The organism is Pseudoalteromonas rubra (assembly GCF_000238295.3).
Lineage (GTDB): Bacteria > Pseudomonadota > Gammaproteobacteria > Enterobacterales > Alteromonadaceae > Pseudoalteromonas > Pseudoalteromonas rubra.
Genome location: NZ_AHCD03000044.1, coordinates 669767 through 683226 on the forward strand (window position 1 = coordinate 669767; position 13460 = coordinate 683226).

At 47.9% G+C, this 13460-nt stretch carries 10 protein-coding genes; 7 read left to right on the forward strand and 3 right to left on the reverse strand.

The window, feature by feature from the left end; genetic code table 11:
• The first annotated feature begins 2 nt into the window (after window positions 1–2).
• Window positions 3–1337 (forward strand): M23 family metallopeptidase, encoded by a 1335-nt coding sequence (locus PRUB_RS23670; RefSeq protein WP_010380295.1) that lies wholly within the window; start codon window positions 3–5, stop codon window positions 1335–1337.
• Window positions 1338–1404: 67 nt separating this feature from the next.
• Here the strand turns inward: PRUB_RS23670 and PRUB_RS23675 are convergent, their stop codons facing one another.
• Window positions 1405–2574, reverse strand: coding sequence for a right-handed parallel beta-helix repeat-containing protein (locus PRUB_RS23675; RefSeq protein ID WP_010380298.1), 1170 nt, complete (start codon window positions 2572–2574; stop codon window positions 1405–1407).
• A gap of 494 nt (window positions 2575–3068) precedes the next feature.
• Window positions 3069–4031 carry an endonuclease/exonuclease/phosphatase family protein gene (locus tag PRUB_RS23680; RefSeq protein ID WP_010380301.1) on the reverse strand — a complete coding sequence of 321 codons (963 nt, stop codon included), beginning with the start codon at window positions 4029–4031 and terminating at the stop codon, window positions 3069–3071.
• Between the two features lie 147 nt (window positions 4032–4178).
• Here PRUB_RS23680 and PRUB_RS23685 point away from each other — a divergent pair, with 147 nt between their 5' ends.
• The 4 genes from PRUB_RS23685 (at window position 4179) to PRUB_RS23700 (ending at window position 8522) form a co-directional block, all read left to right on the forward strand.
• Window positions 4179–4646: a CreA family protein gene (locus PRUB_RS23685; RefSeq protein ID WP_010380303.1), complete on the forward strand. Its 468-nt coding sequence runs from the start codon at window positions 4179–4181 to the stop codon at window positions 4644–4646.
• A gap of 177 nt (window positions 4647–4823) precedes the next feature.
• Window positions 4824–6845, forward strand: a complete 2022-nt coding sequence (locus PRUB_RS23690; RefSeq protein ID WP_021032848.1) for a DUF3857 domain-containing protein — start codon at window positions 4824–4826, stop codon at window positions 6843–6845.
• Window positions 6842–7921: a tetratricopeptide repeat protein gene (locus PRUB_RS23695; protein ID WP_010380306.1), complete on the forward strand. Its 1080-nt coding sequence runs from the start codon at window positions 6842–6844 to the stop codon at window positions 7919–7921. Before PRUB_RS23690 ends, PRUB_RS23695 begins: the two co-directional genes overlap by 4 nt.
• A gap of 16 nt (window positions 7922–7937) precedes the next feature.
• Window positions 7938–8522, forward strand: coding sequence for a GNAT family N-acetyltransferase (locus PRUB_RS23700; protein WP_010380307.1), 585 nt, complete (start codon window positions 7938–7940; stop codon window positions 8520–8522).
• Here PRUB_RS23700 and PRUB_RS23705 read toward each other — a convergent pair.
• Window positions 8519–10222, reverse strand: a complete 1704-nt coding sequence (locus tag PRUB_RS23705) for a DUF4153 domain-containing protein (protein ID WP_010380310.1) — start codon at window positions 10220–10222, stop codon at window positions 8519–8521. The two genes, PRUB_RS23700 and PRUB_RS23705, sit on opposite strands and share 4 nt — an antisense overlap.
• Before the next feature lie 421 nt (window positions 10223–10643).
• Between PRUB_RS23705 and PRUB_RS23710 the strand changes: the two genes are divergently transcribed.
• Window positions 10644–11258, forward strand: coding sequence for an OB-fold-containig protein (locus PRUB_RS23710; RefSeq protein WP_010380312.1), 615 nt, complete (start codon window positions 10644–10646; stop codon window positions 11256–11258).
• Between the two features lie 69 nt (window positions 11259–11327).
• Window positions 11328–13421: a flotillin family protein gene (locus tag PRUB_RS23715; RefSeq protein ID WP_010380314.1), complete on the forward strand. Its 2094-nt coding sequence runs from the start codon at window positions 11328–11330 to the stop codon at window positions 13419–13421.
• Window positions 13422–13460 lie beyond the last annotated feature (39 nt).

The window sequence follows — 13460 nt, forward strand, 5'->3', positions numbered from 1 at the left end:
TTATGAAATACCATTTGATGATCGCCATACCTCTGGGCATGGTGTTAAGCACCCTTGTGTCTGATTTACCTGAACAGACCTCTGAGCAATGCGATATTGCGGATACGCCAGTTGTTGTGGAGGAAAAATCAAGTGCAATCCGGGTCGGTAGCAAACCGGTGATGGCCCAGCAACCTGCCACCTTTCAGTCACCCGCTGAGCCTGAACAGGCACCAAACACTGAGCACAAGATCCTGACGTTGTCAGCGGGGCAGTCTTTTATTGCTTTGCTGAAGCCCTATGGGATGAGCGAACGCCAGGTGTTTAACTTACAGAAGTTAATGGCACCTGAGGTGAATCTGAGCCAGCTGCCGGTTGGGCAAAAAATAAAAATTGGCATCACGGAAGGCAAGCTGAGTTCAATTACCCTGGCAACCGGATTCGCGCAGCGTGTGAATGTGTCGATGACGGACCAGTGGCACAAACGTTTTTATCAACTGGACACTCATCAGGCCCAGTCTGTTCATGATGTGGCGATCACACAAAGCTTGTATGAGTCACTGGTTGACGATTCTGTGCCACTGGATGTGATTAACCAGACCATCACGGTATTTTCACACTTTGTGGATTTTCAGCGCGAAATACATCAGGGCGATGCATTAACTATGATGTACGACAAAGCTATTTTGTCGGTGAAGGATGGCCTGCAACAACAGCAGGAAAAAGCGGGCCAGCTTAAGTTCGCGAGATTGCAAAATCAGGGAGAGGATCTGGCAGTATATCACCATCGCGCTGAAGGCAAGCAAAGTGGCTTTTATTTTGCTGATGGTCGCCCGGCACAGAGCTTTTTACTTAAAACCCCGTTAAATGGCGCGCGTTTATCGTCAACTTTTGGTAGTCGTAAGCATCCTATTCTGGGATACACACGTTTGCATGCCGGGCTTGATTTTGGCGCACCTGTTGGTACCCCTATCTTTGCTGCCGGTAACGGGACTATTAAAAAAGCAGGGTGGGGAGGTGGCTTCGGCAACCGGGTTGTGATCCGCCATGCGAATGGCTATGACACGCTGTACGCGCACCTAAATGGGTTTGCAAAGGGGGTAAAACCGGGCATCCGTGTCAGACAGGGAGAGGTAATTGGCTATTTGGGTAACACAGGGTTGTCTCAGGCGCGTCATTTACACTATGAAGTGCACAAGCATGGCAAACCCATTAATCCATTATCCCTGAGGCAGGTAAAACAACAACGTCTTGACGGCAGTCAGCTGGCTGATCTACAGCAGAGCATTGCGCGTGTACATCAAAATCCACAGCTCAATCAGTACGTTTCGGCTATACCTGTAGCGGATAAGTTGTAACTTGGGATGGGAGATATGAACAGCAGAGCCCGTTTGGTGCTCTACTGTTCAAAAATCAGCGAGCTGGCTACTCAACCACGTAGTGACGGTTGTTTAGCTCAAGTCTGAGTACATTATTGTTCAGATAAGAGTAGGTCATCGGGCGATTAGCTGCATCAACCTGACCCTGGTTTTCGATGGTATTTTCTTTGATCAAATTAGGGGTAGCCGTATTCGTTGCATAAAGCTTAATCCCGTAACTGAGCGGGTGCACAATGAGGTTTTCACTATATTCATGGGCATCTCCACCGGATACGCTGCTATCCTGTTGCGCTGGGTTGCGGGCAAATATGCCGTTTTCTCCGGCGTATAGAATATGGTTATCATGAATTATCAGACCGTCGCCATCGAGCATCATGCCATTACCGCCACTGCGATAGATAAGGTTACCTGATACCGTTACGTGATCCCCGCCAACCTGAATACCGGTGTTCTGATATTTAGGATCGAAGGGGCTAACGCCAGTACGGTAAATTTTATTATTGCGGATCTGTGCATCTCCAGCCACCGAGTTAAGCTGAATGCCATCGGCACCAATGTTTTCCAGGTTGTTATTGTAAATATCTACGCCGGTCAGCTTGTGCGGATATACCGTTGTTGCGACACCATCACACTCCAGCTTGCGGCTCTTCCCTGTGTAGCCGATGTACATGCCTTCGCCTGTTTCTGTGTCGTGAATATAGTTGTGGTGAACGCTGAGTCCACGCATCGTGAAGTTTTCCTGCCAGGTGGCCGGATCGCAGGTTGGATCTGTTTTAATCAGCAAGCCTGCAAACCGTGCGCGGTAGATCTCAAGATTATCAATCTCAATGTATTCGCTCAGCCCACCAATGCCAACGGTACCGCCAAGACGCATACCATAGCCAGCTTCATCACGGCTGCCGGTAATGCGCAACTGGGAGGATTTTTCTACGGAAATACTGTACTCGTACGGCGAGGTTGTAACCGTGCCATTTTCGTTGCGGATCACCACCGGGTTACCTGCTTCACCATGCACATTGCGAATACGCAGCGGACCACGTTCTCCGGCTGCCAGACAGATGGTGTCACCAGCAACCACTGCCAGCGCGTCGCCGTCGATTAAATGATGGCTTGAAGGGATCACAATATCGCATTGAGAGGCCAATACCTGAGGAACTGCACATAACGCCAGCGCACCCGAAATTAGAGTGAATGATAGGGATTTCGTGTCTTTCATTGCTTCTTCCTTATTGAAGTCGTCGTCACACTTATACCAATTTGCTTAATTAAGTGTTCTACTTTGAGGCGAGAAAATATCGTCGATAACACCGCTCCCGCGTCCTGCTACTGCTGAGGCACCTACATCCATATAGGCGAGGCAAAAATTTTGCTATTTAGTTGTTCTAAATGAGAAATTTTTAACGCCGTTAGCGTCATATTTGCTCCTTCAAATTGAACGGGTATTAAGTGAAATTGGTATTTTATTGTTCAACGAAGATACCACAGCAAAGTGCATTAATATCCTGCCTGTTTGGGGGGGCGCTGCTGCTTACACGATTAAAGATGGGGTCATGCAGCACCTGAGTCACAGACAGGTGCTGACACATTTGTTGCCATCGACAGCATTCCATACCTCAATGCAGGTAAGGTTATTAAGCAGACGGGTATCATTCGTCAAAATGCATTGTGCTATTAAATGAAATACTTGTCTATTATTTAGGTAATATTTTGTTACTCGTTTTGAATGATGTTGTTAAGTATGGCCAGCTCGTTATTGGTATTGATCTGCACCCAAAGCGGAAAGTGATCGCTTAGCTCAAAGGTCCATTTACTTTCTGGAATGCCGGTATCATCGAATAACGCTGCCATCAGGCCATTGGCGGCAAAGTCAATCACACCGCCCTGGTCGGCGTAACTAAACGCATGTCTGGCGCGGTGCAGAATTTGGTCGTAGCGCTTATTGCCGGCACTTGCTGCGGTGTCATTGATGTCTGCGAGCGCCACTGGCATCTGTAATCCGCTTGACTGGGTGAGTGCCTGATAATAGCGATCGCCAACTCGGGGAATGTTGAAATCTCCCACCACGATGAGATCTTCATCGAATACCGTATCGGCGTTGTCTATCCAGCGGCTTTTTATCCAGTCGCCAAAACTGGCCAGTTCCTGTTCGCGACCCGGGCGAGTGCCCCAGCGGGCATGCATGGCCAGCATCATGAAATCAAAACTGCCAGCTTTGAATGAGGCCATGTAGGGCGCACGCCACCAGGATTGCTCGCTGACGTACTGGTCACCTACTTTTTGCCTGTCGGGCTGCGCTTCTGCGGCGAGGCCGGTAAACTGGACCATACGCTTGTCATATACAAAGGCCGTGCGTTCCCAGTTGCCACCAAAATCGCTTTGCCAGTCGCTGATCACAAATTGCCAGTTTGGACCCAGCATATGCATCACGCGTTTGAAGTCAGTTAAATCATCTCTCAGTTCGGTAATGGCAATGAGATCAAACTGGTAAAGAATACGTGTGATCAGCGCAATGGCCAGCTCACTGCGGCTGCGTTTGCCAAAATCTCGGATATTCCAGGTGGCAATATTCAGGGTTTCATCCAGCATTGAGGGGGGAATATGGCTATCTTCAATGCGCTCTACAAGTAATTTTAGTTTTTTGGCTGTGGCCTTTGAAAGGTGTGTCAGTTCCATGGGTTACCTTGAACGGTGATGAATAGATTCATAAAGCTAGACCAATTTGTGATAAATACCAGTGGCTTACTCTATCAACCATATTTTTAATAGCAGGTTTGTGCAACAATGGTAAACTGAAGAAAATCACATATCTCAGGAAAGAGAATGAAAAAAAGACTATTACTGCTTCCAGCAATGATGTTACTTGGTGCCTGCTCAGACAGTGAGGTAGGCGATGTATCGCTTGGTCTGTTTACATTGAAGGACATCAAGTTGCATTCAATGACGGATCCGATTGTCACCGGCGTAACGTGTCATGTTGCCAGCATTGAGGCGGACCTCAGTTTGTCAGATCCCAGCGACAGCTCTATTGCCTGTCGTCAGACCGGAGAAATCACGCCGCAAATGATAGCCCAGATAGACAAAAGCAAGTCTGGAGAAGTGGTGTTCAAACAGTCAAAAAGTGTGTTTTTCAAAGCCATGAAGGTCAGGCGTATTTATGATGCCGAACATCAGACCTTGATGTATCTCTCTTATACCACCAAAGAAACCTCGGGTAGCTTTAAACATAGCTTATCGACCGTGCCTCTGTGGGGCACGCAGGCTTATTCTGAGAAAGCCATTAATCCGTAGAGTCGCTACGCCAAGTTAGCAGACAGGCAAGAGCAGGCCGTCGATTTGGTCATTAACAATGTGTTACCTGAGCACCTTGCGTGCCTGTGTCCGTCTGTATAAACTGGCGCGTTTTCGTGCCAAAAGAAGCCTGATAGCTCTGAAAGCTGTTCAGGGAAGAGCAAAAAGTTGAGAATTATGAAGCCGCTATACATCATATTCGCCATCGTTTTGATGGTTTGGTTTAATCCTGTCCGGGCACTCGGTGAGCGTCCTGATGTGACCATTTCGCCTGCCCCAGGTTGGGTTACTAAGCAGCCGCTAACGGCATTACCTGAAAGCCTGCGCAAGCCGCTTCATTATCGGCTGGTTGACAGTCAGGTGAGTGACGATGCAGAGCAGACGTCTTTTTCTCATAACCGCTATGTGTTTACCGATGCTGCCGGCGTTCAGGAAGGAAGTACGGTCAGAGTGCGGTTCAATCCAGCGTATGAAAAATTGGTATTTCACAATGTCACTGTCTTTCGCGATGGCAAAGCGGTTTATCAGTTAACCCCGCAGGATATTAAAGTGATCAACGCGGAAGATGATCAGCAAAATAATATGTATCTGGGTTTGTTTGATGCCTTGATCTTGCTTCAGGATATCCGTGTCGGCGACGAACTTGATTACAGCTACAGCTTGTCTGGCAAAAATCCGGTATTGGGTGATCGTTTTAGTTACTTTGATAACCTTGGTTGGGGCGTTGCGGTCGATCTGCTGACCTTTAAACTCACCTTACCAGATGATAAACAAGTCGCGCATAAAGTATTTGGTAACCCTAATGCCGAGGTGCAACATCAGAAAAGCGATGGTACCCAAACCTATACGGTTCGTGTCGAAAACAGCGTAGCCCATACTGTTGAAAACGAACTACCAGGCTGGTTCAGCCCGTTTCCTTATATTCAGTTCACCGAGTTTAACTCCTGGCTGGAAGTGCAGGCCTGGGCGGCACAGTTGTTTCAGGTAAACACTGAACATAGCCCAGAACTTAAGGCCTATATCACGGAGCTTAAAGCATTGCCAAAGCACCAGGCAATTGAGCAAGCCATCACCTTTGTACAGGATGAAATTCGTTATCTGGGCCTGGAGCTGGGTGTCAATTCGCATCAGCCCAACATGCCTCACCAGGTATTTGAGAAACGCTTCGGTGACTGTAAAGACAAAACGCTGCTACTGAATACTTTGCTCCGTGAGCTGGATATAGACGCCCAACCTGCTTTGGTGTCGACGGATAAACGCGCTCATATTAGTGAGTATTTGCCAACGCATAGCGCCTTTAACCATGTCATTACTCACTTTACACTGGATGGTGAAACATTCTGGGTTGATCCGACGATTAACTATCAGGGCAGCAAATTGTCTAGTTTGTATCAACCTGATTATGGCAGCGCTTTGCTGGTGGACAGCCAGTCAGGCTCTTTGACCTCCGTAGCCGTACAGCCGGCACGCCATGGTATTGATATTAATGAGATGATTATCGCCCCAGACTACGTATCGCCCGTACAATGGCGGATCGAATCACAGTATTACGGCTGGCAGGCAGAACGATTGCGATATCAACTGGCCTCGTCAGAAAAGAAGGTGTTTCAGGAGCATTCGCTAAACTATTACGCGCAATTTTATCCTGGCGTACAGGTAAAGGCACCGATTAGCTTTGCTGATAATCGCCAGGACAACGTGATCACTGTGGTGGAATCTTACTGGGTGCCTGACTTCTGGCAACCACATGAAGATGGCTCAGCAGAATTCTATCTTGCCGCTGGGAATGTCAGCCAATATGTTAAATTACCTCAAACCGTGCGCCGTAAGCAGCCACTAGCCAAAGTGTATCCACTGTCTTTGTCTCAGCGTGTCACCTTGCTTATGCCGTCAGATATTGACTTCAGTGCGCTGGCCTATCAAAAATCGTTTGCCGATCCTTATGTGCGAATCGACAGTGCCATGGAATATGACCGCCGCCGGGTGACTTTTCACGCTCAATATGAGGCCCTTCAGGAGTCTGTGCCGGTTGAGGCGGTGCCTGCGCACCTCAGTAAGCTTAAACAGGCCAATAAGTATAGTGGCTTTGGCGGCACAGTGAGCGAAGTGACGACGAACCCTCACTACACCATATTTCGGGACTTTGTTAAGCAACTTGAGGACAAGACTAAGATGAAATTTGTCGGAGAATCACTATGAAGCGGTTATTAAGTCTGCTGGTTTTAATCTTGGTTGTGTCTGGGTGTGCGTCCACCAAAAAAACGGCTTTTATTGATTCGTCAGCATCGGTATATGAAGCGAACAAAAAGGTGGAATATGTGCTGAATAACCCCAACGAAAATGCATTTTTAGAACTCATCGACCGACATGCTAGCGAAACTTATGTGAAAAATGAACTGGGAATAGACGACCCCAAGTTTGCGTTGAAAAGTGCGTTTGTCTCAGCCGGGGCGATGATGGGCTTATCTTCATTCGACCACATTTTCTATACCCACAGTCGTGAGCAAGGTGACTACTGGCTTAGTCAGTATATTTTCTCATATGACAACGGTACTTTTGCGCTGGTAGATATTACCCTGACAAAACAGGGCTATAAATTGGTTGATGTGAACAACCGAAGCTATCGCTCCAGCATAGTGCGCTTTTTCGCACAGTATGATCAGCAGATTGAAGCGGCCGGACACGAAAAGGCGGTAACGGCAATCACGGATCTTATGGAGAAAAAAGAGTCGCAGTTGGCGTTGGAAAAGTACCAACAATTGCCCTCAGAGCTAAAATCATTGCCCATTGTTCATGAAACCTTATTCCGCTCTATTGAAACATGTGATGGTAAGCAACACCAGGTTTTATGCGAAACCTTGCTTCAGGGGAGTGAGCAGGCGTATCAGGGCTTACTTGAAGCAAACCTGTATCGCACTATGGGACAATATGAGCAGGCACTAATTAAATTTGAACAGCTGCCTGATGATATTCGTTTTAGCCCGCCAATTTTGATGGAAAAAGCCATGGTGCTGGCTCACCTTGGACAGAAACGCGAAGCGTTTGGTATCGCTTTAGATGCTTTGTATCGCAATGCCTCAGGCGCTTATGGTTACCTGATCATGTTACAGGTTGCGTTCATCACCGGTGAACATGATGCTGCCGTTGAGCTACTGACTTTTATGAAAGATATCTTTGAGATTCAGTTTACTGAACAAGAGCTGGCCGATATCAGCAACAGTGATAATTTCCTGAGCTCAACACAGTATGCGCAGTTTAAACACTCTTATCTATAACACCAGGATGTAAATTATGTGGATAAAAAATACCGTGCTGGAAGGGCAATATATTCGCTTAGAACCGCTGTCAATTGAGCATGTTGAAGAGCTGCAGGAAGCCGTGCAGGATGGCGAAAGCTGGAAACTCTGGTATGCCAGCGTGCCCGCTCCGGAGCAAATGCAAGGATATGTCGAAAAGGCTCTGAGTAAGGTGGGTGAAGATCAGGTAACCTTTGTTGTCAGGTCGATTGCCAGCGGTCATATTGTGGGAACCACACGCTACTACGACATTAAACCTGAGCACAAACGCGCTTCTATCGGGTACACCTGGTATAGCGCTGCGGTGCGTCGTACGCCGGTTAATACCGAGGCAAAATTGCTGTTAATAGAAAACTTGTTTGAGCAGTGTGGGGCGCTCTCTTTGGAATTCAAAACACACTTTTTCAATCATGCTTCAAGGCAGGCCATTGAGCGTCTTGGCGCTAAACTGGATGGAGTGCTTAGAAGCCATCAGATTCTGGCTGATGGCTCCATCCGTGACACGGCAGTGTATTCCATTTTGGCCAGTGAATGGCCAGCAGTGCGTAATCACCTCAAAGCAAAACTCACAGCCCGTTAAAACGGGCTGTGCAGCTCTAATCTGTGCTCACCAATCTTAATGTCTTTGAACCTGGGTTCAACAATCTCAAAGTTGTCCGTTCTAAGTGCTTCCAGCAGGTCTTTTGATTGCGGTCCATAGACTTTTTGGTCCATATAGCCAGATTGCCAGCCCTGCACGCCATCAATAACACCCAGATAAAACACCCGTAATTCCACCCGATGCTGAGTATTAGCAATAAACAGATATTCTGCCTCGGGTGTATTGTCCAGCTGAATGGGTCGTAACATAAGTTCAGTCGCGTTATCGAACAAATGCGTGTTGTGTTTGGCGAATACCTCCAGTGCAGTCACTAGCTCCTGGGGCAATGCCTGTTTCTGTGCATCTGGCATGTCAATCAGGTCTAATAAGGTCTGTGTCGTCAGGGGTTTAGTTTCCAGGGTCAACGCAGTGTGGAGCCGACGCTTTAGTTGCTCGTCATCGATGCTATGTTGCAGTGATTCCAGTGCCGTTAGTCCTTTTCGGCCCAGCTCGTTTACCAGGTAACGAGGGTCAAAATCAGCTGGCTGCGTGATCCCTGCAGTGAGGCGGTCTATCTGAGAATTGACACTCATGCCACGAAAATCCAGCAAGGGCGTTTGGGTGGCAATCAGCAGCCCAAGCAGACTTAAAGTTACCGGTCGGTTTACTGTGCTCAATCTGTTATACCAGGTGGCTTTGTGGGTGATCAACTGCCACACATAGCCCACGCAAACTGTCATGCTGACTGAGGCAATGAGCACGGCCCACAAGCGGGCCAGGCTGAGGCCGTATTGCTCTATTCTGAGGTATAGTCCCCAGCCGCTGAGTGCCAGATAGCAGGGGAGCAGGAGCAGCCCGAGTGCAATGAAATGGCGATACCAGGGTCGCTGAGTCAATGCCTCACCAGACAGGTTCAGGCACAAGACGATGGCACCAACTAACACAAAGATCAGGCTGCTGCCGCCATTTTGCCAAAGTGTATCCAGCTCGCTGAACAAAACAGCCACGAAAAATAGCATGGCCACAGCGACCAGTACGGGTAACAACAGGGTGGCAAAGTTACGGCATATGGCGAACAACTGATTTGCCAGGTTACTGCGGCTGCGAGCCTGGATAACGCCAATAGCCTGGCTCAATGTGATGGCCGGGTAATAAAACCAGGGTTCAGAAAACAGGTCGGTGAAAAAACTAATTTCGATGACTTCAAACAAACTGGCCCACAGCATCAATAGCATGAGTACAGATAAAGTGAACAGCTGAGCCGCAGCAAACACCAACAGGAAACGACCCATGGCCTGGCTCAGCGCATCATAGCTGGGTAGCCAACGTTCCCGGCTGTTCTGGGTAAGCCATGGAATAAGCAATACTGAAGCCAGGAATATGATCAGTGGATACGGCCACGCTTGTGATGGTATGGAGGCGCGCTCGGGGAGCAGCTGACTGCCCAAATAAAAGCCACACAGCGTGAATAGCAGCGCATATATTCCCAGTTGAATATAAAAAGACCTGTTGAGCTGGGTAAAGCTTGAAAAAATAAGTGTCGAGGGCAAAAAGATCACCAACGAATAGGTGGCAAGCAGCCAGTTAGGGGATTGGCCCGGCCAAAATGCGAAGTCAATTGATTGATGCAGAATGATCAGAAAAAAGCTCTGCAGCAGCGCGACCAGTAGTAGTTTACGGCTTGTCAGTAATGGCTCCATATATGTCTCATAATATCAATTCCTTGTTCCTGTCATTAAAACTTAACAGTGCCGAAAAGCAAGTAAATATTGGTAAGAGTGGCGCCAAAGTCTAGTAAAGTGCAACAAAGAATTTGACATAATATGTCGTAATGTGGCAGATTGATTGTGTGGTAAAGAGAGCTGAAAAGCTCTTTGATAGCGTGGTTTGTCACCGCGCAATGTTAACTTAAAGGGGGTGAAGAAATCTTCCCATTGTACCTTGTAACCACCTCGTAATAGCTCGGGTTGGGGTAAATTCAATCTCACTCGTCAGGTCCGCTGTAGGTTGTATTTACGTTTATTTACCATGCAGGCGCTCAACTTGGTGTTTGTTCATAAATACCACGCTATGCTTCTTTTGTTATTGAAAACGCAATAATTATCCGTGTAAGGAGGAAATATGGACTTTTTAAACACGGCTTTCACTTTTCCTACGGTGATCTACTCTACACTACTGCTGATTGTGCTGCTGTTCTGGCTGATCTCTTTGGCTGGATTTGCCGACCCCGATATGCTTGACGGTGATGCCGACATCGAAGCAGAAGGAGGCGCTGAAGGTGGCTCCTTATGGCAAATGGGCTTTGGCGGCGTGCCATTGACTGTTTCTATTAGCTTAATCGTTGCACTGAGCTGGGTGGTCAGTTACTACGCGCAGAAATTATTTGCCTACCTGCTTGGTGATGGTGTCATGTTTTACCTGATTGGTAGTGTATTTATGCTGGGTAGTCTGGTTGTGGCATTGCCTCTGGCGGCAGCGTTAGTCAGGCCATTACGTGGCGTATTTGACAGCCAACAGGCCAGCAGTAAAGACGCACTAGTCGGACTGGAGTGTGTGATTGCCACCGGAAAAGTCACCACCACTTTTGGCCAGGCACGCGTTTCCCATGAGGGCAGCGAGCAGTTGATCGAAGTCAGATGTGATGAAGAAAATACGTTTACTCAGGGTGATAAAGCACTGCTGATTGAACACAACGCAACAACTCATAGTTACACAATCGTCACCAACCCCTGGTGATAGCTCAACTTTAAAAACGGCGCCGGATAAGCGCCCGGGAATAACTTATAAAACTTATCAGGAAGAGATATGGAATTTTTAAATAACCTAGGACCTGTTTTGACTATCGCGGGTTTGGTCATCACCGTTTTTTTTGCCGTCATTTTATTGATTGGCAAATTCTATCGTAAAGTGGAGCAAGGCCACGCGCTGATCATCAATAAAATGAAAAATGAACCCGATGTCACCACCACAGGCGGCATTGTTTATCCGGTGATCCATAAGATGGAAGTCATGGACATTTCCACCAAGCGCATGGTGTTGGAGCGTCGTGACAGTAGTGGCCTGATCTGTAAAGACAACATCCGTGCCGACATTGCCATTACCTTTTATATCCGCGTGAACGAAAATAAAGAAGACATACTGCGGGTAGCGAAGCAAGTGGGGTGCGCGCGCGCGTCTGAGCCGGAAACGCTGCAAGAGCTGTTTGAAGCTAAGTTTTCTGAGGCTTTAAAAACCGTGGGCAAACAGATGCACTTCGAGGAGCTGTTCACGCACCGCAATGAGTTCCGCGACAAGATCAAAGAAGTGATTGGCCAGGACCTGTCGGGCTATACCTTAGAAGATGTCGCCATCGACTATCTGGAACAAACTTCAATTCATAAGCTGGATGCGAGCAATATTCTTGATGCGGAAGGTATTCGTCGTATCACTGAAAAAACAGCAGAGCAAAATGTTGAAACTAACCAGTTAAAGTGTGACGAGCAGGCAAAAATTGAAATCCAGAATCAGGCGGCGCTGGAGAAAACGCTGGAAATAGAGCGTCAGAAAGAAGACGCCATGGCGAAGCAAAAGCGTGAGATTGAAACCGTTCAGGCACGCGAAGAAGCCGAAGCTGAGCGCGTTAAGCAAGAAGAGCGTCTGAAGTCTGAGGAAGCGCGTCTCAAAGCGGATGAGGCCATTCAGATTGCAGAGCAAAACAGGCAGCGCGAAGTCGATATCGCTGAGCAAAATCGCCTGCGCGTGTTGGCGATTGAAGAAGAAAAAGTGGCTCGTTCACGTGAAATTGAAGTGATTGAGCGTGAAAAAGAAACCGAAATCCTGCGTATTAATAAAGAAAAAGCGCTGGAAGTGGAGCGCAAAGAGATAGCAGATGTGCAACGCGACCGTGTGGCAGTTGAGAAAACTGTGGCGGAAGAGCAGGAGCGCATCAAAGATGTACAAACGCTGGCTGCCGCTGAACGTGATAAGCAGGCTATTGTGATCCGCGCCCAGGCTGAAGCTGAAGAGGCTCTAGTAAAAGACATCGAAGCGGCTAAAGCACAAGAGCAGGCGGCTGACTTTAAAGCCCGTGAAATGGAAAAAATGGCTGAGGCTGAGCTGCGCATTGCGAACCAGCAGGCTGAATCTAAGAAGATCCTGGCAGAAGCAACGCAGGTTGAAGCGGCTGCCTCAGGCTTGGCAGAAGCTGACGTGATCAAGGCCAAAGCACAAGCCAATGCATTACAAGGTGAAACAGACGCCAAAGTACTACAGCAGAAGATGGAAGCAGAAGCGCACGGTAAGCGCGATATTGGTCTGGCAGATGCCGAAGTACAAACTGCCATGGCAGATGCGATGGAGAAACAGGGTGAAGCGGAAGCGATTAACCTTGAGCGCAGAATGTCAGCCGAAGCCAAAGGTCTGGAAGAGAAACTACAGGCTCTGAACGCCATGGATAAAGACGCCCGCGACTACGAAGGCTTCACACTGCAACTGAATCAGCAAAAAGAACTGACACTGGCACAGCTGGAGGCAAACAAAGACATTGCTGCTCATCAGGCACAAGTGCTGGCTAAAGCGCTGAACGATGCAGACATCAACTTCATGGGTGGTGACGGACAGTTCTTTAACCAGTTTATGAACGCCATCACACTGGGCAAATCCATCGATGGCCTGGTCAACGAAAGCCAGACTATGCAGACTGTGTTTAAAGATCACCTCAACGGTGAGCGCAATCTGATGGATGACCTGAAAGGCGTACTGGCGGGGGCAAATGCATCATCAGAGACACTTAAGAACATCAATATGAGCAAGTTTTTCCAGCAGCTGAGCAATACCTCAGACGCTGAAAAACAACAATTGCTTAGCCTGTTGGGCAATTCACTGAACGGTAATTCAGCCAAAAACACAACACAGGAATAAATCCCTGAAAAGGGGCACAGCCCCAATGTTTTTTGAGGT